The organism is Ruegeria meonggei (assembly GCF_042768335.1).
Lineage (GTDB): Bacteria > Pseudomonadota > Alphaproteobacteria > Rhodobacterales > Rhodobacteraceae > Ruegeria > Ruegeria meonggei.
Window position 1 is genome coordinate 268,919 of record NZ_JAXHBT010000002.1, and the last position, 24,605, is coordinate 293,523.

The following is a 24,605-nucleotide window of genomic DNA, read 5'->3' on the forward strand; positions in this document are numbered from 1 at the left end:
CCGTATCGTGCCTGAAAAACGATCAACCCCTCTTAGTCCGAGGTGTCATCCGGGCCCGTATCCATATGGCAATACAAAAATTCAGTCTCTATCAGATCATAAAACGCGTCTCGCCCGGTTAAACCAAGTGAGATTGCGTATGATTCAAGATCATCCGGCACGTCCTGGTCAAGACATGATTCAAAATACCACATTAATAGGCGCAAACGGTTTGGCCCTGCATTGCCTCCGAGCCTAACCTGGTCTGCTTTCTTTACAGCCCGGTCACGCAACCCGGCATATTGGTCCGTGCGCCGCAACTCCGAGAGCAATAGCGCGTCCATATGATCTGCGCGTGTGGCTGTTGACAGCTCGACCCGCGCCCAGTCCGCCAGCATCGCCTCATAGCTATCAGAGGTCAAATCATTGGCCTTGATCCAGGCCATCAGATCCGCCTGTCGTGTCAGGCCTGCCCTGGCCCGGTGCTCTGACATTTGGGCAACCAACGCCTCGCGATCCGGTTCGCGATCTTGTCTGGACGTATCCTCGCGCGACAACAGCGCTAAAGCCGCCCTATCACGCAGCTGAGAATACAGCTTTGGGTTCAGGCGCAATTCATTGATCACCGCATGTACATCTGCCGGGGCAGCGCCATCCACACGCGCGCATAGCGCCTTCCACATCAAAGTTCGCTCGGTTCGAACAGGCTCAGATGAGGGCAGGGGAGGGTCGCCCAGATGTTCGGACATACGTAAAAGCATCGCCTTGGCGTCTTTTGCCTTGGCGTCAATTTTGCCCTTAGGCAGCCAGTCGGCAAATTCAGCCATACCTGGGAGCTCTTTCAGCGCGTCCAGAATGCCGGCCCACACGCGACGCCGATAGTGCAAGTCTTTGGCGTAACGTAAGATTTCGACCGCGGTTTCCTGCGGCACAACACCAGTCTTCTGCGCGTGATCCAATGTAGTGCGGATCGACACCATCGGCTCGCTCAGCGGCATGAACCCCAATTCAGACGGGCTGTGCAGAACCGCGACCTCATCATCGTCCTGCAGGACGCCACTGTGGTAGTCCTCGAAAATGCTGCCAACACCAATCATTCCGAAATCAGCCAGTTCAGCGGCGCGCAACGCGCCCATACTTGCGCTGCCAAAAACAGGAATGCCTTGCTCCATCGCCCACAGGATTTCCTTGTGCCAGACCGACGGTACGCCTTCGAAAAAGCCATCAATGATCCCGATTGCCTTGGGCTTGTCACGCGCTGCGCGGTACACATCGCCCTGTTTGACCGGGGGCAGAATCGTGGCATCCAGATATTTGGACACCGCTTGGGGCCGAAGAGTCGGCCCCACAAAAACCACGGCCGTCATGGCTGCGCTTCCAATACGTTTTGCGCCCGCGTACCTGGCACATAATCTGGCTCATCATGCGGCGCTTCCAAGCCGGGAATAACGGCCCGGACAACCGCAACACCGAATTCCGGTCGTGACAGATCAACTGTCACCACCTGCGAGATTGCAACGTCGGCAAGCCGGTCCAATAACAACCTCAGGTCTTCCTCAAACGAGCCGGTCTCGACCGAGGGGCAATCAGCAAAACGCTGCTCTGCCACGGTCTCTTCAATAAGGTCATGCACATAGCGGCCGCGGTCTGTCTTGGCTTGGTCCGTAAACTCCGCCGGATCCAGATCATCCCGTGCACCTGAGATGTAGGTAAGCCGAGTCTGCGCTGCTTCGGTCACCGCGCGCAGCAGGGCGATGGCCCGGTCTGGATGACATCCATCACCGATCCCAATATGGCCGGGCTGTCCCCCGGATTCGCAGATTACACAGCGAAAACTGGCGATGCCGATGTCAGAGGTCGTATTCCACAGACCGATCTGCAGCCCCGCGTCAGTAATCATCTCAATTGCCCGGCGGCATCGTTGGTCATCCACACTTTCCGGATCAAGGCGCGGTCTATGCGACCGGTGATCCCAGAGAGTGGTCGCATCCCGTTCAATCAACTCGCAAATAGCATGGCAACTGGCCTCGACCACGTTGTTGCCCGACGCCAGGCCGTTCGTCGTCCGTGGAAACGCGGACTGGCCGCCAGCAGGAGCAGAGGTATAATCCGTATCAACCATCTCAAGCGGCACCCAGCAGTTCGTGCCTGCACCCAGGTCATTCCCCTGAACCCAAAGCATCGCCTCATGGGGGTCGAACTGCCCACCCGTCACCCGTGGCAAACCCGCGACGTCAACAACAGGCGCATCGCTGACAAGATCCGCGTATCTTGCAAGTCGCTGAGGCAAATGCACCCGTTCGGCGTGCCAGGCTTCAATTGCCTCCATCACACCCGAAGCTTCGGCGGCGTGCAAAGACAACCCCTTGCCCAGCGACACCGCCACGGATCGGGAGTTCGGGCGCGACACCATCACCGTCGGCAACCCAATCCGATCCAGCCCCGTGAGGTTGGCGATCCTGGTGATACCCATGTCCCGCAAAAACGGCCTGACGATTGCCAGCGTTTGTTCAGGATCGCGCAGCCGGTGTGTATCCAGCACATATTGCTTCTGCGATAGATCGGGCATGTTGCGGGCCTTGCCAATATCCGAGCCAATGACCACAGCGTTAAAAAAAACCGCGCCGGGCCAATCTGCTACAATTCACGATGATGGATCAAACCGAATGGGTCAACATCGGTATTTCAATCTTTGTTTTTACCATAATCCTAATTATGCGAAATTTCCTATTCGAGAGATGGCACGTGTGTTGAAGCGCTCGACCAAGCGTACGAAACCTGTCATAGGCAAAATCATGAAAGCGGTGCGTGACCTGCCCCACCTAGCGCGCAAATCCGTCACCTTCGACCACGAGCACCGAATTCGTCAGCTGGCCGCATCTGAAAGCCGAGATTGGCACTCAGACCTGGTTCTGCGACCCATCCTCTCCGTGGCAGAAAGGAACCGTCGAGAACGCCAACCGCTGAGTTAGGCGCTGGCTTCCCCGCAAGCGCGACATCTCGGCGGTCTCAGATCATGAATTGAAAATGATCAGCGACCGCCTCAACGCGACGACCAGAAAATGCCTGGGATGGAAGACGCCAGCAGAAGTGTTCCGGGAAAAGATGATGGTGGAACTGGACCAAGCCCCCTACCCTCAGAAGCAATAGGAGTCGCGGTTCAGGTATCGCTCACACGAGATGTTATCTGGCTCGTCTGAACGACCGATCAGAAACCAGACTGGTTCGGTCGTTTTGCGACACAGCGATGGATGCTAGCCTGGGCCCGCACTAAAAACGTGTAAGGCGTAACGTTCAATCGCCATAACGTTGACTGCCAGTGGCTTTTTGCCGATGCAGCAATTCTCGCGTTTCCAGCACTGCGCGGACGTATTAGAATGCCGCACATCCCAGGTTCGCATGCATACTGCATGACAAATAACAAAGGTCCCGTTTGTGAATACTGAAAACCGAATGCCCGTGCCACCCCGCTATGAGTTGCGCCAGGTGCGCAATCAGGGTGTGACCTTTATGGCGCTGGCCTTTTTGTTCAGTGTATTTGTCAACTTGCTGATGCTGACCGGACCTCTGTTCATGCTGCAGGTTTATGACCGGGTGCTCGGTTCCCGCGCTGTCGAGACATTGACGGCGCTGTTTTTGCTGGTGGCTCTTCTCTATATTCTCATGGCTATGCTTGACTATGCCAGGGGTAGAATTGTCGCCCGCTTTGGTGCCAGGTTTCAATCGAGTTTGGACGAGCGGGTATTTGACGCCACTTTGCGCCGATCTCTTCACCCTAAGGCGCGCTCGGCCCCGGCAACGGCGCTACGCGATTTGGAATCCATTCAAAACCTGTGCGCATCGCCCGTTTTACTGGCTGTGATGGACATTCCGTGGACACCTGTGTTTCTGGCAGCGATTTTCCTATTCCACCCTCTGCTCGGTTGGCTGGCGGTTGCGTCCGGAGTATTGCTGATCGGAATTGCGCTGCTGAACCAGGCTCTGACCCATCGCAAGGTCATTGCTGCGCAACGAGCTTCAGCTCAGGCCAATGCGTTTTCGGAACATGCCAGGCAGGCCGCCGAAGTGGTGCGGTCCCAAGGCATGCAGGAAGACATGACAAAGCGGTGGCAGCGGCAACGCACCACTGCGCTTAGTCAGACAATATCGGCAAGCGACTGGACTGGCAGCTTCACGTCACTCACCAAATCTCTGCGTTTGTTTCTGCAGTCCGCGATGTTGGCGCTTGGGGCGTGGTTGGTGCTGCGCAACGAATTGACACCGGGCGCGATGATTGCAGGGTCCATCTTGTTGGGCCGTGCCCTTGCGCCGGTGGAACAGGCGGTTGGGCAATGGGGGATGATCGAAAGGGCCCGTGCGGCCTGGACATCGCTGAACCTGTTTCTGGACGCGACCCCGCCTGAAATTCAACGCACAAAACTACCCACCCCTGAGGCGCGACTGACGGCGAAAGGCCTGACCGTTATCCCTCCGGGCGCCGACACACCGACACTGCGCAGTGTTGCGCTGCAGCTTGAGCCCGGCAAGGCGCTGGGTGTGATCGGCAAAAGTGGATCCGGCAAGTCGACGCTGGCCAAGGCGCTGCTGGGGATATGGCGACCTGCTGCCGGAGAAATCAGACTGGGCGGTGCTACGCTGGAACAGTACGATCCAACCGATCTGGGCCAGCATATCGGCTATCTCCCGCAAGAAGTCACGCTGTTCAACGGAACAGTCGCAGAAAACATTGCCCGCATGTCCGAAGAGCCAGACCCTGAGGCCGTGGTCGCGGCCGCCAAAAAAGCAAAAGCGCATGAACTGATCCTGAGCCTTGAGAAAGGCTATGACACCTTTCTGGAAGGCAATGACAGTCAGCTGTCCGGCGGGCAGAAACAACGCATCGCGCTGGCGCGTGCATTGTATGGCGACCCGGTTTTGCTGATCCTGGACGAGCCCAACTCGGCCCTGGATGCCGATGGAACCGAAGCGTTGAATGCGGCAGTCCGAGAGTTAAAGACGGCTGGCAAGTCCACCATCATCATGACCCACCGACCCCAGGCGATTTCCGAATGCGACGATCTGGCAGTTGTTGAACGTGGTCAGGTCGTGAAATTCGGCAGCCGTGACGAAGTTCTGGGCGCAATGGTGCAAAACGCTGGCGCGATCAAACGCGGCCTCAGCAAGGTGGGCGAATGATGCAGGGCAACAAAGTTCAGGAAAAACGCCCGGTGTGGCGCATCACTCTACCGGCGATGGTCGGATTTATTGCCTTGGGTATTCTGGTTGGAGGCGTTGGCATTTGGGCCGTGCAGACGCGCCTGGCCGGGGCTATCATATCGCAGGGAACCATCGAGGTGCAAAGTAGTCGGCAGGTCGTGGAACACCCCGATGGTGGCGTTGTCGGCGAGATTTATGTGCGGGACGGCGACGAGGTCGCCGACGGGGATATGCTTGTTCGTTTGGATGATACTTTTTTGTCTTCGGAAAAAACCATCGTCGAATTGCAGCTATTCGAGCTGTTGGCGCGTAGAAGCCGGTTGGTGGCCGAGCGGGACGGCGAGGATTCCGCAACCTTGGCGGTACAACTTGAAGACATTCAAAAGCTGGACAATATCGATGCCGAACTGATTGCTGGTCAGCAACGCTTGTTCGAGGCGCGTCTGGAAACGCTGGACCAACAGACCCAGCAACTCGGCAAACAGAGGGTTCAAATCGACAGTGAAATCGACGGTACCGAGGCACAGCTTGTATCTCTGCGTCGACAGGTCGAATTGATTCAGAATGAGTTGAAGGATCAACAGGACCTGCTGAAACGCGGTTTGACCCAGGCCAGCAGAGTGTCGGCTCTGCAACGGGAAGAGGCCAGCCTGACGGGTGAGATTGGCCGGCTTGAAGCTGCTGTGGCCCGTCTGAAAGGCCAGATATCAGCAACCGAGATCGAGATTGTCGAATTGACGGCCACTCGGCGGGAGGAAGCCATTACCGAGCTGCGGGACGTACAGACACAGATCGCTGAACTGTCTGAGCGGCGCCTCTCGCTGGAAGAACGGCTGTCACGGCTGGACATTCGCGCGCCCGTTGCCGGGAGAGTCTACGGCAGTCAGGTCTTTGCCTTGCAGTCGGTGATTCAACCCGCCGAACCGATGATGTATGTTGTACCTCAGGACACGCCTTTGCTGGTGGCAGCCCGCGTGGATGCCATCCATGTGGATCAACTGCATATTGGACAGCCGGTAGCGCTACGATTCCCAGCGTTTAATCAGCGTGAAACGCCCGAGATCGACGGTCGTGTTACGACTGTCTCAGCGGACACTTTTACTGACGAAAACACAGGACAGGTGTTTTACCGCGCCGAAGTCGTACCCGAGGATGATCAGATCGAGCGTCTGAATGGGCAGGCCCTGTTGCCGGGCATGCCTGTGGAAGCAATGATCAAGACGGACGAAAGAACGCCCTTGTCTTACCTGGTCAAACCCATGGCCGACTATTTTAACCGCGCCTTCCGCGAATAACCCCCCGGTTTCAGACAGGTTCCAAATTCCCCAACAGGATCGAGGTCATGTCAGTAGAGATCACATTGTCGACCGCCACAATGTCCACCCCGGTCTCGTAGCTCACGTCCGTCCTTGTGATCCCCGTCAGGTCTGCATCGTCGTCCAGAAACACCCACTCTGGCTCATGTTCGGTGGGCAGGCCAACCGCAACCTGAAGGATCGCCAATGCGTCCAGCGCATTGACCGTCCCATCCTGCGTGATGTCCGCAGCGATCAGGTTTTCCGGCGATGCCGGCCCCCAGGTGGGGTCCAACCCAACTGAAATGCGCAAAACCTGCAATGCGTCCAGTGCGGTGATCTCATCGCTGGCTGTGGAATAGGATTTGATGATCTCAAGCTCACCGGTGAAACTGCCGTCTGGCAAGCCCAAGTCAAACCGGCCCTCGTCATCGGCCCGCGCACTAATAGTTCCGCCCCCGTCCAACGTGAATAGGATTTCAGCATCGTTCAACCCGGCATTTGCGGTCTCAGAATTCACCGAAACCGCGCCCTGAATTCCGTCAGAGCTGCCTGGGTCCAAACCGCCGAAATCGCCGAAGTCAACCGGGATATGATCCGGGCCGCCGAAGCCTGCCCCAAACACGTCGGTGCTGGATAAGGGGGTTTTGGTTGCCGCGTTAATTACGATCACCTCATTGATGTACTCAATCCGTGCACCCTGCGCCGTGGATGTAAATGTCAGCTGCCCGGGGTTGCGCAGCATGGGATAATCGAACAGGTCAAGCCGATCAAAACCAGCCTGAAACCCAGTAATTGTGGTTGGGTCACTGCCATACTGCATGACATAGATATCCGCCCCGAGGGCGCCTTTCATTGTTGTCGCCCCGGTGCCCGCGATCAGGATATCGTCACCCGCACCGCCCAAAAGGGTGGTCTCTAACACACCACCGCTGAGTATATCGTTCTGCGCAGTTCCGGTAACCGTGCCAAACCCGTCACGCACAACTCCCAAGTTGTCTATCGAAACGTTTAGCTGGGTCAGCCCGGCGTCCTGCTGCGAACCGACTATTATCTGAAGCTCGTCGCCGATATGCGCAACGCTGAGGGTTTGAACATTCTGCAGACCGCTTTGGACAGTGTCTTCAAAACTATCCATATGCACCAGCTGACCACCTGGCGTCAGTGTGAACAGCGAAATGCCGTCATCCCCGCCCCCGGCCACGACGAACACCTGCCCGTCTGCCTCGACCACGGCCAGATCCTGTACCGATTCAAAACGGGTATGTAGCGAATCCAGCACGTGATCAGTTGGCACCAATCGACCATCCCCGGTCAGCTCCATCACGCTGAGCGAGTTGCTGCCCGCGCTGGCCACAACCACCCAAGACTGACCATAACCCTGAATAACCTCAACCGCTGTCGGCGTCGCGATTCCCAATGTCGCTAGCGTGTCACTGTTATCAACGACTCCAATTGCACCAGAGTTGTCATCGACGTTGTAGGTGCTGATCGTGTTCGTCGCCGCATCGGCTGCGATCACAAAATGATTTGAACCGGACTGCAGCACCTGCATCGAATCGGCCTGCCCTGCGGCTGAGGCACTGTAACCCAGGGTTCCATCCCCATTCACAACATACGTGGTAATCTGATCGGTGGTCTCATGCGCAATCGCCAGCACATTGCCAAACTGAACCACGGCCGAGACATCTCCACCACCTACCAAAGTACCGGTTTCCTGCAGCGCTCCCACTGTTCCATTGGGGTTCAGCTCATACCCAACCAAACCCGTCGCGGAATAAACGTCCAGCACAAGCTGATCACTGCCCGACATAGAAACAGGCGTACCGCTGCGGCCCACCTGAAAGGTGATTGTGCCGCTGAAATACTCGGTGTCCTGCAATTGCGGGACCGTACCTTCAACCAATTGCCAGACTGCAATACCGCCGCCTGGACCAGTCACGCTGTACAGATACGTGACCCCGTTAAACGTTTTTAAAGCCACATCGCCGATACCTGAATCGAGCGCTGCGCTCCCCGTTGCAACCACACCTTCGAATTGAAGCATCATACCAAATCACCCCACGCCACACTTGGCCCCAGCAATAGGATGATCCGATGCCCAGACCGAAACCAAAGCGGAAATGTGTTGAAAACGAGGTGCTCGGCTTCAGTTTAACTCAAATTTTTCTGGTCCGACCGCATGAGTCACCAAAGGCAAAGACAGATGAACAAGTGCTGGATCCTTCGGACAGACGCGGCAACCACATGAGAGGGCAAGATGACCAAAGAACCTGAATTCAACACAGCTCCGTCTGGTGACCAAACCGAGCCAGAGCGCAAGCAAAAAATCCGCCAGTGGATTGATGGAAAACTGCGCCGTTGGACAGGTCGCGGTCTGGCGGGCGGGCTTGGATCCACCCTGATGGCGTTGCCTGCCCTGGCGCAGGCCACAATCGAAGAACTGTATGAATACCAGTTTGCCGAAACCATCCCCGGTGTACGTTCGGTCAAGCTGCTGAAGAACGGCGATGTGCTTCTTAAACTGGCCGACGGTCGGACGGTCGTTGTTGCGGCGGAAAACGTTCAGGTTCTGGACAGCGGCGCGATCATGATCGCGGAAGAGGCCGTTGCCGAAGTTGCGCAGTTCAGCCTTGCTGCCGAAGTGGGCGGGGCCGCAGCTGGCGGATTTGGCGGTACAGGGGCCGTATTGGGCGGGCTCGGTCTGGCCGGTGCCGCGGCTGCAGGCGGTGGTGGCGGCGGCGGCGGTGGTGATGCCCCTGCGCCAACACCTCCTCCCACGCCCAGCTATGCCATTCTCAACCTAGCCGGCGCACAAACCAATGCGCTGAGCAGTACATACACCAACCTCATCGCGCCGGAGGGGACCCAAACGATCGAGGTGACAATTGGATCGCTAACCAAGACAGTGACGCCCAACGAAGACGGGACATGGAGCGTGTCCCTGACACCGGACGAAGCCGCCAACCTTCCGCAGGGCGTCGGAACGGTAACAGTCCGCAATCTCGACAGCGCCGGAGAAGAACTGTCTGTCGAGACCGTTACGTTCAATGTCGATACCGTGCCGCCTACAATCTCCATTTCGGGTTTTTCCGATGGCGCGGTGATGAATGCATCCGAGCAAACAAGCGATCTTACCGTGACCGGGACTACCGATGCTGAAAACGGTCAGACCGTGACCGTTGATGTGAACAGCCAAACCTATTCTGGTACCGTATCAGACGGGCATTGGAGCGTTACCATCCCAGCCGCAGACCTGAACGCGCTACCGGATGGCGCAACAATCACAGTCACCGCCGACGTGACCGATCAGGCGGCTAACCCCGCAGCCCAGGTTGGGGCCAGCTTTGACACGGACTTTTCTGCCCCTTCGATTACACTGGATCCGGTGTCGGGCGGATCGATTGAACTGCTTGACGTGGCAAGCGACCTGACCCTGTCAGGCACGACAACTGCCGCAGACGGGCAACCGGTAACAGTTGAGTTTAACGGCCAGACCTATTCCGGAACGGCCACAGGCGGCAGTTGGAACGTCACTGTCCCAAGCGCCGATCTTGCAGGCCTGTCCTCAGGCGTACCCGCCGCCGTTAGTGTAAGTGTCAGCGACACGGCTGGGAACAGCTCTGTCCCAGCCTCTGCCTCGGTTCCGGTAGATCTGACAGGCCCGTCGGTGGGCATTTTACCACTTTCCGTTGGTGCCGTGGTCAACGCCGTCGAAGTCGGGTCGGACCTCACAGTTGCAGGCATCACTGCGAATGTTGAGGACGGTCAGCAAGTCACGGTTACAATTGACGGTCAGACCTATACAGACACGGTCTCAGGCGGCACCTGGAGCGTCACAGTTCCTGCCGTTGATCTGGCTGCACTGGCAGATGGCGGCAGCTTTTCTGTGACGGCCGATGTGTCTGACTTGGATGGCCTAGCCGCTCCACAGGCCAGCGTACCGTTGGCCAAAGATGTCTCGGCACCTACTCTGAGTATCAATACCTTTTCAGACGGCACTGTTCTGAACGCCCAAGAGCAAGGTACAGATCTAGATATCTCGGGCGCGACAAACGCCGAGGACGGGCAGATTGTGACCGTTTCCGTGAATGGTGAGACATATACCGGCACTGCCACGGGCGGAGCGTGGACAGTAACAGTTCCCGCATCCGATCTGGCGGCTTTGGGTGATGGGGCCACGGTGGCCGTCACGGCCGACGTCTCTGATGCGGCCGGTAACCCGGCGGTACAGGCAAACAACAGCTTTGACACTGACTTCACCGCTCCGTCAGTCGCTGTCACGGGTTTGTCGGATGGTGCAGTTATGAACGCTGCGGAACAGAGCACTGACCTGACGGTAACCGGCACCTCCGACGCGATCGATGGGACGGTTGTAACGGTCGAGATTGCCAGACCAGACGGCACGGTTGATACCTCTGGCACCACAACCATCAGCGGCGGAAGCTGGAGCTTTACCGCCCCGGCGTCTGACCTGGGCTCTCTGCAGGATGGCACATCCTATGATGTCACTGCATCTGTGTCGGACACTGCCGGCAACAGCGCTGATGCCAATGCAGGGTTTGACACTGACTTCACCGCACCCACCATAACGCTTGATCCGCTGCCGTTGGGCTCAGACCTGGATGTGACCGAACAAGGCAGCGACCTTGTCATATCCGGATCCACAAACGCGGCCGACGGTGAGACGGTGACCGTCGCTCTGAACGGCCAGACCTATACAGGCACAGCAACCGGAAGTGCCTGGTCCGCCACGGTTCCCTCCGGCGATCTTGCTGCGCTTTCTGACAGCACGGGCTATCCCATCTCGGCGACAGTAGCGGACGCAGCTGGGAACGTCGCCAACCCGGCGACGACAACGCTCACCACCGATTTCCGCCCAATCCTGAACATGAACCCGGTTGGTACGAACAATGCTGTGTCTTTGACCGATGCTCAAAGTACCGGCGTCACGGTGACGGGTACATCCAGCGGGCTAAGCGCAGGTCAGGCGGTGGACGTTACGCTGAACAGCGCATCAATTGGCACCGCCGCTGTCGGCACTGACGGAAGTTGGTCTTTGACCGTCCCTAACAGCAGCTTTTCCGGCATCGACGCCGGAGACGACCTGAATTTCGTTGCCCAAGCAACTGTGTCCGATGGGCCCGACCCACTGCCGGTATCCGACGACAATGCTGCCCATGTGCCGGCGGCCTATGTCATCACCCAGACCGATGTAAGCGGTTCAACCGTGACTTTCGAAGTCTACGCCGAAGCGGATCGGGATATCTCGAGCGGGCTGGCCATGACGGCGGAACTGGGATTCGACCCGTCGGTCGTCACGTTCGACACAGGTTCCGATACCGAAAATGGCGCCTTTGATCTGTTCCTGGCCAACCCGGTTGGTGGCGCAGCCATCAGTTTCGCTGGGGCGGCCACCACGTTTACGGATCTGACGCAACCATTGGTAACGTTTACCATGACGGTTCAGGACCCGAACCGGCCAATTGAGCTGACAATCACCACTCCGGATGGCGGGCCTAAGGTGTTTCAGATTGGTACAGACGGCGATGACGCCCTGGTGGCCACCAATGTGGACAACGTCATTCGCGGCCAGGATGGCGACGATACTATCGATGTCTCAGATGCCGGGCGGGACGTGATCGTGTTTGAGGCGGACCCGGCGGAAAACGGTGTCGACACGATCACGGGGTTCACCCTGGGTTCCACAGCCGAAGTTATGGACGCAGTGATGTTCAGCGGGCTGAATGTTGCAGACCTGCGTGGCGACGGCACTGACGTTGAAACCCTGGCGGTGGGCGACACGCTTGGTGCTGATACCGGGTTTGTCGGGCTCACAACGGTGTTGGGTGACCTGTCGTCCGGAACTATTGAAGCCGCTGTCGAGTCCGTGGCCGGCGCTCAGGCAGGTGATGAAGTTTACGTTATGGCAACAGACGGGACTGACAGCGTTCTGGTCAAGGTCGACTACACAGCCCCGGGCGCTGCATCGGTCGAGACCGTCGCGCAGTTCTCAGGGCTGGATGACCTGACCGGCCTGACTGCGGACAATATCCTCCACACAGACCCGACCGGGGCATCTGCCTGATCATTAATGTGCTGCCGGTCACCCCGGTCGGCAGCACACCAAATACATGAGGCTTACATGGCACAAAACGGCCTGTTCCCGGTGACATATGGACGGTACGGAAACCGTTATTGGAAACGGTTTACCTCTTACGAATTCGCGGCAGACCAATCCAACTGCGCAATCGTTTTTGATGAAATTGCACAAGCCGCTGCGGCCTTTCCAATCGTTTTCAATGCGACAGAGCGAGGTGTTGAGCCCATTGCCTTGTTGTCTTTATCGGCAAACACACCCAATCCCTTTGTGTCGCAGAACGGTCGATGGATGGCTGCCTATGTTCCGTCCTTTATTCGGTGTCACCCATTTGTCGCCGATCCGGTCAATTGCGAAACCGACCGGGATCCAACGTATCGGCTGATCGTGAACGAAACATCCGGGCTGATCACGAATGATCCAAATCATGAGGCTTTTTTCAACGACCAGGGTGGTTTGTCGCCTGCGTTGAAAGAGGTCCAAACCTTTCTTCAAACCCTAGCCGCCGCGCGTCTAAAGACGCGAAGACTATGCAACAAAATACTGGACCTCGGGCTACTTGACCCAATTTACACTTTCGGCGGAGTTCGCCTTCCGAGCGAAGCGCTTGCCATTTCCTCAAGCCGTTTAGAACACCTGTCGCACTCTGAAAAGATTCACTTGTTCGATTGCGGCGTGGTTCGATTGATCCACGCGCATCAAGTTTCACTGTCACATTGTACGTGGGTGCGGCAGGCACAATTTCAAAGAAAGCAGACGCGAAGAAGCGAAAAATACACCGAAAATTCAGACATTTCCGGTTTTCTGAGTGCAGTGGCCAACGCGCAGAATGACGATTTTCTCGGAACCTATGGGGTGTGAAACACCTATGCCAATATTCAACTGCACATTCAAATCTGTACTGCCGATCCTTCTTGTCGCAACCCTGTCGGCGTGCACAGCGACCCCTGACCTGACGGGAGTGGAGGTTTCGTTATCGAGGGGCTCGGTAGGGGCAGGCGCAAGCGCGCCATCGCCCAGGCTGACTCAAAGCGCATTTGGTCAAAGGGTGCGAGCGGCCGTTGATTCCAGCCCTGACCTATCCCAAAGCGCAACCAGAATGGACATTGCTTCCGCCAATGAAGACGCAGCCAGAGGGGCGTTTTTGCCACAACTGTCAGTGGGGGTTAATGCGCGGTCAGAGCGTGTTGACTCGGACATCGCGGATGTCACGCCGTATCTCCGTATTTCTCAGCTTGTCTATGATGGTGGCGCGGCTTCAGGTGATCTTGCAGCAGCCAAGGCGCGTGTGTTGGAAAGTATGGGAAATCAACTTCAAGCAGCATCAGCTACTGCGCTGTCGGCAATCGAAGCCTATGTTGTCGTGCTGGACCGACGTAAAATCCTTGAAATCTCGACCCGAAATCTCGCTGTTCATGAAGAACTAGTCCAGCAAATCACTGAACGGGCCACACAAGGGGTGGGTTCAAACGCGGACGTTCTATCTGCGCGGTCACGAATGGCTGATGCACGCACTCGCTTGGCCGATGCCAACGCACGTCTGGATCGTTCAAATGCCCGGTTCAGAGAAGTGTTTGGAACAGCGCCTGGCACCTTACAGCCCCCTGTCGAAGCTCCTAAGCTGTCGCGGACATACACTCAGATTGTGATGGACAGCCCACAGGTACGCAGAGCAGACGCAGCGCTACTATCGGCTCGGGCAGAACAAGCAGCCGCGCTTGCACGGCGGAACCCAGATGTAAAAATCGCAGCGTTTGCTGATCGGGATGAAGACAACGATGCCAATTTCGGGGTCGACCTTTCCTTTAACTATGAGCTGGACAGCACAGGACAACGACGCGCGTCGATTGCAGCGGCAGAAGCACAGGTTAAGGAGGCTGAATTCGTAAGGGAATCTGTCATCCGCGAAATCCAGCGAGAACTGGAAATCGTGCGCTCCGACCAACAGGCCGGAGCGGTGCGGCTGCAAGCGGCACGCATTGCCGTTCAAGCCAATGCCGACAGCGTCGAAGCGGCGCGGGAACAGTTCACAATCGGCCGCCGCAGCCTGAACGAAATCCTGGACGCGCAACGAGACTACGTGATTGCGCAGGAGCGGTTGATCCTCGCCGAGCAGAGCTTTTTCCTAACCAACTATGCCGCGCTCAGCCTTACAGGTGACATCCTGGATCTTCTCGGGATTTCGACAGCCAAATGGGGAGGGCTGCAATGACGGAGTTGCCGAGTGTCAAGAAAGTGCCGGAGCTTTCGTCTTTGGAGACGTGCATCCTGCATGTTGCGGCCCATTTGGATCGACCGCTAAACGTTGCATCCCTCTACGCCGCTCAAACTGGCAGCGCAGGGGGCCTCAGCATACGCGACGCAATCGAAGTGGCACAAAAGGCAGGCCTGCAGGCAGGGTACGGGAAACGACGGTTGGCAGAGTTCGATGACAGTTTGACCCCTGCGTTGCTGATATTGGACGGCGGCAGAACCGTCGTCTTTCATGGTCGCACACGGCAAGGGCATCCCTTGGTATTTGATCCCTCCCTGGGGGAAGGAATTGGTGAGGTAACTGAAGACGCCCTGCGCCAAACCTATACCGGATATGCCATTTTGTTTCGCCGCAACCACCGGGAAGAAAACTCCGGTAGCAAAACTTCTATGACCGGGCACTGGTTCTGGTCGGCGATGTCCGCAAACAAGTGGTCCTACACGCAGGTTATCCTTGCTGCGGCGCTTGCCAATTTGCTGGGGTTGTCCACCTCAATTTTCATCATGGTCGTGTATGATCGTGTACTCCCCAATGAGGCAACCGAGTCCCTGATTGCACTGACAGTTGGTGTGGGCCTCGCACTTGTGTTTGACTTCGCTCTTAAGCTGTTGCGCGCGGGTTTCATTGATCGTGCTGGTCAAAAGGCTGACATGCTCATGGGAAGGCGCGTTTTCGATCAGGTGCTGAACATCCGGATGAAGTCGCGTACAGGATCTACCGGCGCCATGGCCAGCACCATTCGCGAGTTTGAGACATTGCGCGAATTCTTTACGTCAGCCACTCTGGTTGCGCTGGTCGATCTTCCGTTCATCGCGTTGTTTATTTTTGTAATCCATATGGTGGGTGGGCCGTTGGCAATGATCCCGGCACTTGCTGTTCCCGTTGTGCTACTCACTGGTGTAGCAGTTCAGCCGATCCTTTCGCGTCTGGCTGAGAAAAGTTTTTCTGACGGGCAGTCTAAACAATCCGTTTTGGTCGAGACGGTTTCGGGCCTTGAAACCATCAAGACAACTTCGGCGGGCCAGTCGATGAAGGCAAGATGGGAAAATGCCATAGAGCGCCAGTCTTCACATGGCGCACGCAGCCGTGCTGTAACCCAGCTCGCCCTGAATCTAACCGGGTTTGCACAACAGGCAGCACAGGTGCTGATCGTTTTCTATGGTGTATTCCTGATCACCGCCGGGCAAGCCAGCATGGGTGCATTGGTTGCATCGGTGATGTTGACTGGGCGGGCCTTGGCGCCGTTGGGACAGTTGGCGCAAACTCTGACTCGCGTTAATCAGGCCCGCAGTGCCTTTCGCAATCTGAATGCGTTGATGCAGGCCGATAGCGAGCGGCCAGTGGGGCGCACCTGGATCAGCCGGTCAGGGTTTGAAGGCCGCATATCCTTTAACAATGTTCAATTTGCCTATCCGGACCAGGCGGACGACACATTAGCCGGCATTTCTTTCACAATCGAAGCCGGTGAGAAAGTCGCAATTTTGGGTCCAATCGGGTCGGGAAAAAGCACGATCGCGCGCCTTTTGCTGGGGCTTTACGAGCCCAAGTCCGGGTCAGTGATGCTGGACGGTGTCGATATCCGCCAGCTTGATCCAGGTGATCTTCGCAGAAACGTCGGATCAGTCCTGCAGGATATCTGGCTGTTTTCCGGGACGGTCCGTGAAAACATCAACAGCGGTGCCGTTCGCCCGCTTGACAAGGATCTGATCCATGCGGGCAAAGTGGCGGGTGTCGAGGAATTCGTTGCCTACAACCCAAACGGTTATGATCTGAAGCTGGCAGAGCGTGGCGAAGGCCTGTCTGGCGGGCAGCGTCAGGCTATTGCCCTGGCCCGTGCATTGATTGGCCGCCCCCCAGTCCTGCTGCTGGATGAACCAACCAGTGCAATGGACGTGAAAACCGAGGCAGATGTGATCAAACGTCTCAAACAAGCAACAGAAGATACGACAATGGTAATCGTAACGCACCGCACCAGCCTGTTGGAACTGGTGGACCGCGTGATTGTCATTGAAGGTGGGCGCATTGCCGCGGACGGACCCAAAAGCTTGCTTGCACAACACGCCCGTAAAGCTCGGAGGCATCTGAATGTCGCGGCATCCTGACCTCGCCCTCCTAGCGCGTGAAATGCGCGGACGCTCTCCAATTCGTGGCTCACTTCTTTTGCTGGTGATTTGTTCTTGCCTGATCGCCATGGTGTTTTGGGCCCATCTGGCGGAACTGGACGACGTTACACGTGTTGACGGGCGGATTGTGCCCTCGGCGGATATTCAGGTCATCGAGGCCACTGAACCCGGCGTCTTGCAATCATTGAACACGCGCGAAGGGCAAGTTGTCGACAAAGGCATGCTTTTGATGGAGTTCGATACCACTCAAATCCAAAGCCAGCTTAGTCAGGAACAACAACGCGCATATGGTCTGATGGCACGAGCGCAAAGGTTGCAGGCTGAAATCGACGAGGTGGAACTGTCTTTCGAGGCAGCGCTGATCAAAGGGGCTCCGAAGGTCGTGAAATCGGAAACTGCTTTGTATCAGGGCCGTCAATCGGAATTGCACGCAGAAATCGCAATCTTTGAGCGGCAAAGGCAGCAACGGCATCAGGAATACGAAGAAGGCCTGGTAGATCGGGTAACCGCCAACGAAACGCTCAGTTTACTGGCAGAAGAGCGCGCGATGATGGAACCTTTGGTCGAAAAGCGAATGGAGCCGGCAACGACCCTGCTCACCTTGCGCCGCAGCGAAGCAGAGTGGGAGGGCCACAAAACGCGAGCAGAGGCTGCGACCAACAGGCTGAAAACCGGGCTGGACGAAATTGATGATCGCATCCGGGCGACCCGCAGCAGATTCCGAAGCGCTGCCCTGACGGATTTGGCGCTGGCCACAACCGAACTGGCAGCGCTTCAACCGGTCTTGCCTGCCCTGCAAGACCGGGCCGCGCGAGCGCAGGTCAGGTCGCCGGTCCGAGGTATTGTCAATCGTATCCACCGCTCAACGGTTGGAGGGATGGCACGCAGTGGAGAAGAATTGATCGAAATCGTGCCATTGAATGATACACTTCTGGTTGAAGCCTATGTCCGTCCAGAAGACATCGCCTTTTTGCACGCCGGCCAGCCTGTCAAAGTCAAAATCACGGCCTATGACTTTGCTCGGTATGGGGCGCTGAACGGTGTGATAACGCGTATCGGTGCGGACACCATCACGCGATCAGAACGTAACGACGAAGAGGTGTTCGTGGTTGAAATCGAAACAACCAACTCGATGCTGGACGCGAACGGTGTCGCCGTTGAGATCATCCCGGGGATGATTGCCGAAGTTGATATTTTATCCGGCAAGAAGACGGTTTTGGAGTACTTGCTGCAACCTGTTGTAAAAGTGAAAGACCGAGCGCTTCGGGAATGAGAATTACGCCTCGTCAAACACAAAACGCCCCAAAACGTTTTCCAAAATCTTTGCCGATTAAGACGCGGGCTGTTTGAACTGCTGGTCAAACAGCCTTCGGAAAGCCCCATCTTTCTTGATCAAGGTGTCAAGGTTCCCTTCTTCAATTACTTCACCTTCCTGAATGACGACGATGTTGTCAGCCTCAAGGACCGTCGAAAGCCGATGCGCAATTACGATGGTTGTTACGTTCTTGGTCAATTTATCCAAAGCGGCTTTTACCAGAGCTTCCGATTCCGCATCAAGCGCACTGGTGGCTTCGTCCAGAAGTAGAATTTCGGATTTGCGCAGAATAGCCCGAGCAATAGCCAGGCGCTGTTTTTGACCGCCGGACAAAAATGCACCGTTCTCGCCAACCTCGGTATCATACCCATGGTGTAACTTGGAAATGAAGTCATGCGCATGCGCCGCGCGCGCGGCCTCCATCACTTCTTCATCTGTCGCAGCGGGGTTCGCAAAACGAAGGTTCTCCATCACTGTTGCAGAGAACAAAAACGTTTCCTGACCAACATATGAGATCTTTCGGCGCAAAGAGGCGAAGGTGACACCATGCAAATCCTGATCGTCAATTTCAACTGTGCCACTGGCCGGGTCATAAAACCGCATGATTAACCCGAAGATTGTAGACTTTCCTCCGCCGGACTGCCCAACCAGAGCAGTCGTCTTTCCAGCCTCGAAAGTCATGTTCATATTGTTGATAACCTTCGGTTTTCCGTGGTATCCAAAGGTCAAGTTTTTCAGGCAGATTTTGCCCGGCCCTGAGCTCAGTTCTTTAGCATCAGGGCTTTCGCGCATAGGCTCTTCTTGATCCAGAAGTTCGAACATCATGCCAATGGGAACCAGCGTTGTTTCAATCACAACGCGCATTTTCGACAACCGTTTCGCGGGCTCGTAGGCCATTAGCAGTGCGGTAATAAACGACATCAGCTGTCCGGCCGTCGTAGGCTGACTTCCTGCGAAGCCCACAGTACTGATGATCAGGACCCCTGCGACGGCCAAGCCTGCGAGAAATTCCATCAATGGGCTAGCAACGGACTGTAACTTGGAGATCGAGTTTGCTCGCTGCTCAACCGATCTGATCGCGCCGTTCATGCGCTGACTCATGTGATCTTCAAGCGCCAAAACCTTGATGATGGTAATGCCACCTGAGGTCTCTTGCATGACTTTGATAATTTCCGACAGCGCCTTCATTTCGGACTGCATAATCGCCCGAACGCTTTTCAGCAGAAACCGGACACCAAACATTGCAATCGGACCGACCACAAAAAACAAGACTGACAGCATCGGTTGCTGATAGACCATGACTACCACGAGCCCAACCAACGTTAGTGCATCGCGAACAAAGCCAGTAACGATAACATCAACCAGCCGCCTGGCGGCCTGGGCCCCTTGCGTGACGCGCATCAGCAAACTGGATGATTCCGTTCTTTCAAAAAAGCCGACGCCGCGCTTGATCAGCTTGGCAAAAAGCCGCTCTTGTTGCACGGCGATTATTCGGTTTCCGGCACGCGCCAGGAAAATCGCCTGCACATACGATGCTGCAGCTTTGCAGAAAAACAGCGAAGCGACTGCTCCGGCAACCAGATAAACTTGGGATCGCTTGTCTGGTTCGGTCATCGTGTTGACGATGTTTTCCATCATCCACGCGGTGCCGGCGGTTGTCGCGGCCACCAGGACCATCGCAATCATCGCTATCCCGTACAACCACCCCTGATTTCGGAGGCTTTCGCCCAAAAGGCGGCCGATATGACCAGAACGCCATCTCGTCCAGGCTTCTTTGATCATTCTTCTCTCCAAAAACCTTTAGTCGTTTTAACGCTCAAGCGTGGTGCAGCCATTTCTGTTTCAAGCGGCATATAAAAGCAGAGCATGCCAGACACTCGGGATGCTGTTAGTTATGCGCGCCAGTCGCAAGAATCCATAGCGTGCTTACAGATAATGCCGTTTGTTGTGTCAATGTCAGGGCTTGCCTCACAAGACTTTCATCTATCTCCATGTTTTTAAAAGATAACCACATAAAGTTCTATCAGAATCTCGGTGCAAGAGCCCTGCCCCATAAGCATTTTATCGCCAATCAACATCTCCCAGAAAAATGTAACCGGCGCCATAGATCGTCTTGATCAGACGCGGATTTTTCGGATCCTCCCGCAATTTAGTGCGCAGTCGGGAAATACGCACGTCCATCGCACGGTCGAAACTGTCACCTGCTGCTCCGCCCAATGCTTCCTGCATTTGCGCGCGGCTAATCAAGCGTTTTGGACTGTCCAGAAACAACCGCAAAACCTCGCCTTCTGCATGGCTGAACGGTGTTTCTGCACCCTTGCCGTCCTCGAGTACATAACGGTCGAAATGCGCGGTCCATCCGTTGAACCTGGCGATATCAGATTGGGTGGTCTGCGTTCGTGGCGACCGCAATCTGGCGCGGATACGGGCGACGACTTCGGCCGGGTCAAACGGTTTGGTTATGTAATCATCCGCCCCCAGCTCGAGCCCGGTGACACGGTCCTGAACCTGCGCGCGACCCGATATGATGATGACCGCAGCCCCCTGTTCCAGCGCTAACCGATGAACCAGCGCTAACCCATCAGTATCCGGCAAAGACAGGTCCACCAAACAGACATCCGGTGTTACACGTTTCAGGGACGCTTCGAATTCTCGGGCCCGAGAGAAGCTCTGCGTGCGAAATCCAGCATCCTCAAGGGTTTCGGTCAGGATGCGCCTAATCTCGGGTTCATCATCAACAATTGTGACCAGCGGTTGTGTCATCAGGCAGCCTCGCTTCGGATCAGGGCAGATAGTTGAGCCTTGGTAAATGGTTTGCGCAAGACCGGAGCTAGTGTCAGCGCCTGGCGGTGCAACGGGTCGGAATACGGCAAGGACGTCATAAGAATACATGGCAGAACAGAACGCAGTTTCGTCAGCAGGTCCAGACCAGTACCCTGCCCCTCTAAACGAATATCGGACAAGACGAGCGTGATATTGTCGATATCCGCAGTCAGAGCCAAGGCTTCATCACATGACGTTGCCTCGATCACAGTAAAGCCCAGATCTATCAGCATGTCCCGAAACTGCCCACGCAGTTCGTCATTGTCTTCAACCAACAGCACCAGACCGTCATGGGCAGACGGTGCAGGTCGGTACGGCAGGCGCAGGATGACGGATGCACCTGAAGGAGTATTACGCAGACTCAGATCGCCCCCGGCCAGTTTCACAGTGTCATAAACCATGGGCAGGCCCAGACCCGACCCTTTACTGCCTTTGGTGGTGAAAAATGGATTCATGGCCTTTTCCAACGCGTCATCGGAAAAGCCGGAACCGGTGTCTGACACAGAAATCTCGATCCAGATTGCACCGATTCTATGGGCACTGATGGTAATCTGACCAAAGCCGCCACAGGCATCACGTGCATTCAGAACCAGATTAAGCAAAGCATCCTGCATCATGCCCGGATCCAGCATCATCGCTTCGTCTGGCAAAGTGTTGACCACTGACAATCCGACCCCACGCGGCAAAGAAGGTGAGGCCAGAATGCGCAGGTCCTCCAACAGGCCTCGCATATCCGTTGCTTTAGGTTGCGGCGTCCGATTGCCAGTCATGTCGGCAATTCGGTTCAGCAATTGCCCGCCACGCCGCGCGGTTTGCTGCGTCGCTGCCACAAGCTCACGTGCGTCCTCGGATAAGTCCATCTTTTCCAGACGGGATTGCATGCCCAGTATGATCGTCAACAGGTTGGAAAAGTCATGCGCAAGCCCACTGGTCATCTGGGCCGCCATCTCGCGTCGCCGGGTTTGTTGCAATGCGACACGGGCCTGAGTTTCCTCGGTAATATCTACGGACATCACGTATACACCGCCGTCACCATCCGGGGTGAACGAGACGCGAATGCGCCGCGAATCCTGATCTTCGGTAAACTCAAACACCGAGGTTTCGCCGCCATATGCCATTTGCAGATGCGGTTCGACACGCGTGAACGCCGTCGACCCCAACGCTTGGGAAATGTGCATACCCAAAATGTCAGACGGACGACCGGGCAGAACCGAACTTAGACGCCGGTTGGAGTAGTCGTACCGCCCATGGCGATCCAGATGCGCGATATGGGCCGGCATCATTTCTGTCGTCATGCGTGTGCGGGCTTCGATCTCGGTCAGTTGACGCTTGGCCTCTTCCAGTGCTGCGTTGGTCGCGGCAAGCTTTCGGTTGGCCGCCGACAGTTCTTCAGCGCGGGTCAGCAATTGGCCGGACAGTTCCTCGGACCTTGCGCGCAACAGCGCCTCGGCCTGTTTGGTGTTGGTGATGTCGGTGTAAACCGCAACCCAACCCCCTTTTGGCAACGGCGCCCCTTCGACCGAGATGACCTGGCCATCGGCCCGCACACGTTCCATATAGTGAGGTTCAAATGCCAGAGCCTGTTTGACGCGTTGTTCCACCATATCTTCGACATCTTCGGTCGCGCCGTATTCGCCTCTGGACGCCAGAAACCGGATTGTATCCCGGAACAAAGCCCCGGGCTGGACCAGCTCGTCCGGAAGGCTGAACATCACCTGAAACGGACGATTGCTGACCACCAGCCGCAACTGGCTGTCATAAATCGACAACGCCTGTCCGATCAGATTCAAACCGGCTGTTGTCATCTCTTTGATATGGTGTTCGGTAATGTCCAAACTCACCCTCCCCGCCCCATATCCGTAGCACCGGAACGACCACAGGTGTAGAGGTCACGGTCGCGACACTTTGCGACTCCTGACGATGGTACTTTGTCGGCGTGCAGTCAGTATCGAGGCGTAGATTTCGGCCCGTCTTTGGTGATCGAATGCAGGGACAGCGTGTGATCCATATTGCGCATCCGATGTCGTAACATTTGGCGGCTCAGGCGGGCCAGGTCCGCCGCGTATTCGGGGTTTTCCGCGACATTCTCCATTTCCCCTTTACCCTGATGGTCGAAAAGAAGTGGTGGCATGTCCGCCGCAAACTCTACCAGAGTGAACCGCTCGTCCCGCAGGATGCCCAGACAGGAATTGCTGTGACCTGTTCCCAGTTCTTGTTGCCACAGCGTTGGTGTCTGAGGGTCCGAAAAGTCCAGTTCGCTAAAGGAATACGTGCGCCAGTCCTTCGGCACCTGACCTTTCAGCAGAGGTATCAGTGACCGCCCATCCATCGCGTTTGGGATGGGCTGACCGACCCAACTCAGAATGGTTGGCGTAACATCGATGGACTCGGTCGGGACGGTGACGGCCGACCCGGCCTGTGCCTGATCACCGGGCACCCGAATGATCAGCGGAATATGATAGGCCGCATCATAGACCGACATTTTGCCCCAGCTGTGCCGGTCCCCCAGCATCTCGCCGTGATCTGCGGTGATGACCACCAAAGTATTATCGTATTGACCGCTGTCTTTCAGGAACTGCACGACACGACCAATGTGGTGATCAACCTCGGTCGCCAATCCAAGGTAGACAGCCCGCAAGGTCTGGATGTTCTCGGTGGTTGGTTCGACATTGTCAAAACCCTCAACAACATCGGTAGGCGTTTGTTTGTCCATAGTCGGACCGAAGAACGGATGCAGGGCCAACTCGTCCTCCCGGTCGGGGAATCCCGCTGGCAGAGGCAGGGTCGATCCGTCATACATCACGTTGTAAGGTGCCGGCGCAACTAGCGGTGGATGTGGCCGGATATAGGTCAGATGCGCAAACCAGTTCTGCCCAACAAAAGGCGCCATGCTGGTCACGAATGAATCAGTCAGAAACGCGGTGTCGCTGTCTTCTGCCCGGTACAGCGCGGGATCGTTTAGGCGTGGCGCACCACCGGTTGGCGAAACCGGGGAATGCACGTCCCAGTAATCTTCGAACGCATAGCCTTTTTGCATCAGATGCGCACGCCAGGGATAGGATTCCTCAAGCCGCATTTCGAGCATTTCGTGGAACCCGGCCATCGGATGTTCATAGGATTTCAGGATCGGATCGTTGGGATGGTGCGCACGCGGATCGGCAGAGGTGTCAGTATACCCGAACAACATCGGCAGATAATCGGCCTTGCGCATCTCGGTCGCGATGTTTGGAGTGTCATGGCGCAAAGGCGTTCCGTTGCGAACGGACCGGTGGTTCATCGCATATTGCCCCGTCAGGATCGAGGCACGCGACGGACCGCAGGGGTTGGTCACCGAGAAATGCCGCTCAAACGTGACCGCTTCGTTCATAAAGGCGCGCAGGTTCGGTAAGTCGATATACTCTGCCAAGGCTCCGTTCAGGCAATCAGCCCGCAATTGGTCAATGATTATGAAAAGGACATTGCCGTTTTGCTGCATCTTGTACCCCTTGATTCCACGCGTGTGGGTGCGTTGCAAACTCTG

Annotated in this window: 14 protein-coding genes and 1 pseudogene; 8 read left to right on the forward strand and 7 right to left on the reverse strand. The window is 56.2% G+C overall.

The window, feature by feature from the left end; translation table 11 throughout:
- Nucleotides 1-32: 32 nt before the first annotated feature.
- Together SJY13_RS21350 and SJY13_RS21355 are read right to left on the reverse strand one after the other, a co-directional pair.
- Nucleotides 33-1,346, reverse strand: coding sequence for a TfuA-like protein (locus SJY13_RS21350; RefSeq protein WP_377194130.1), 1,314 nt, complete (start codon nucleotides 1,344-1,346; stop codon nucleotides 33-35).
- A complete protein-coding gene (locus SJY13_RS21355) occupies nucleotides 1,343-2,548 on the reverse strand; it encodes a YcaO-like family protein (RefSeq protein WP_377194132.1) in 1,206 nt (401 codons plus the stop codon). The genes SJY13_RS21350 and SJY13_RS21355 overlap by 4 nt, the downstream gene beginning before the upstream one ends.
- Before the next feature lie 178 nt (nucleotides 2,549-2,726).
- Here SJY13_RS21355 and SJY13_RS23175 point away from each other — a divergent pair.
- The 3 genes and pseudogenes from SJY13_RS23175 to SJY13_RS21365 form a co-directional block, all read left to right on the forward strand.
- Nucleotides 2,727-3,129 (forward strand): annotated as a pseudogene (locus tag SJY13_RS23175) (IS30 family transposase); the annotation flags it as partial.
- Nucleotides 3,130-3,432: 303 nt separating this feature from the next.
- Nucleotides 3,433-5,154, forward strand: coding sequence for a type I secretion system permease/ATPase (locus tag SJY13_RS21360; protein ID WP_377194134.1), 1,722 nt, complete (start codon nucleotides 3,433-3,435; stop codon nucleotides 5,152-5,154).
- On the forward strand, nucleotides 5,154-6,470 hold the full coding sequence (locus SJY13_RS21365; RefSeq protein ID WP_377194136.1) for an HlyD family type I secretion periplasmic adaptor subunit: 1,317 nt from the start codon (nucleotides 5,154-5,156) through the stop codon (nucleotides 6,468-6,470). The genes SJY13_RS21360 and SJY13_RS21365 overlap by 1 nt, the downstream gene beginning before the upstream one ends.
- A 10-nt stretch (nucleotides 6,471-6,480) precedes the next feature.
- On the opposite strand, the gene SJY13_RS21370 is transcribed toward SJY13_RS21365, so the two are convergent.
- Complete coding sequence (locus tag SJY13_RS21370; protein WP_377194138.1) at nucleotides 6,481-8,520, reverse strand: dockerin type I domain-containing protein; 2,040 nt, start codon at nucleotides 8,518-8,520, stop codon at nucleotides 6,481-6,483.
- 210 nt (nucleotides 8,521-8,730) lie between these two features.
- Between SJY13_RS21370 and SJY13_RS21375 the strand changes: the two genes are divergently transcribed.
- The 5 genes from SJY13_RS21375 to SJY13_RS21395 are packed head-to-tail and all read left to right on the forward strand — an operon-like array spanning nucleotide 8,731 to nucleotide 18,220.
- Nucleotides 8,731-12,558, forward strand: a complete 3,828-nt coding sequence (locus tag SJY13_RS21375) for a beta strand repeat-containing protein (RefSeq protein ID WP_377194140.1) — start codon at nucleotides 8,731-8,733, stop codon at nucleotides 12,556-12,558.
- A gap of 57 nt (nucleotides 12,559-12,615) precedes the next feature.
- Nucleotides 12,616-13,431 carry a SapC family protein gene (locus SJY13_RS21380; protein ID WP_377194142.1) on the forward strand — a complete coding sequence of 272 codons (816 nt, stop codon included), beginning with the start codon at nucleotides 12,616-12,618 and terminating at the stop codon, nucleotides 13,429-13,431.
- Between the two features lie 7 nt (nucleotides 13,432-13,438).
- Entirely contained in the window at nucleotides 13,439-14,782 is a 1,344-nt protein-coding gene (locus tag SJY13_RS21385) for a TolC family protein (protein ID WP_377194144.1), read from the forward strand.
- The gene (locus tag SJY13_RS21390) at nucleotides 14,779-16,926 is read left to right on the forward strand and encodes a type I secretion system permease/ATPase (protein ID WP_377194146.1); all 2,148 of its coding nucleotides are present in this window, start codon (nucleotides 14,779-14,781) and stop codon (nucleotides 16,924-16,926) included. The genes SJY13_RS21385 and SJY13_RS21390 overlap by 4 nt, the downstream gene beginning before the upstream one ends.
- Nucleotides 16,910-18,220: an HlyD family type I secretion periplasmic adaptor subunit gene (locus tag SJY13_RS21395; protein WP_377194148.1), complete on the forward strand. Its 1,311-nt coding sequence runs from the start codon at nucleotides 16,910-16,912 to the stop codon at nucleotides 18,218-18,220. Before SJY13_RS21390 ends, SJY13_RS21395 begins: the two co-directional genes overlap by 17 nt.
- A gap of 57 nt (nucleotides 18,221-18,277) precedes the next feature.
- Here the strand turns inward: SJY13_RS21395 and SJY13_RS21400 are convergent, their stop codons facing one another.
- From SJY13_RS21400 to SJY13_RS21415, 4 genes are all read right to left on the reverse strand, one after another.
- Nucleotides 18,278-20,044, reverse strand: a complete 1,767-nt coding sequence (locus tag SJY13_RS21400; RefSeq protein ID WP_377194150.1) for an ABC transporter ATP-binding protein — start codon at nucleotides 20,042-20,044, stop codon at nucleotides 18,278-18,280.
- A 279-nt stretch (nucleotides 20,045-20,323) separates the two neighbouring features.
- On the reverse strand, nucleotides 20,324-21,025 hold the full coding sequence (locus SJY13_RS21405) for a response regulator transcription factor (protein ID WP_377194152.1): 702 nt from the start codon (nucleotides 21,023-21,025) through the stop codon (nucleotides 20,324-20,326).
- Complete coding sequence (locus SJY13_RS21410) at nucleotides 21,025-22,890, reverse strand: PAS-domain containing protein (RefSeq protein WP_377194636.1); 1,866 nt, start codon at nucleotides 22,888-22,890, stop codon at nucleotides 21,025-21,027. The genes SJY13_RS21405 and SJY13_RS21410 overlap by 1 nt, the downstream gene beginning before the upstream one ends.
- Nucleotides 22,891-23,027: 137 nt before the next feature.
- Nucleotides 23,028-24,560: a sulfatase-like hydrolase/transferase gene (locus tag SJY13_RS21415; RefSeq protein ID WP_377194154.1), complete on the reverse strand. Its 1,533-nt coding sequence runs from the start codon at nucleotides 24,558-24,560 to the stop codon at nucleotides 23,028-23,030.
- Between the last annotated feature and the right edge of the window lie 45 nt (nucleotides 24,561-24,605).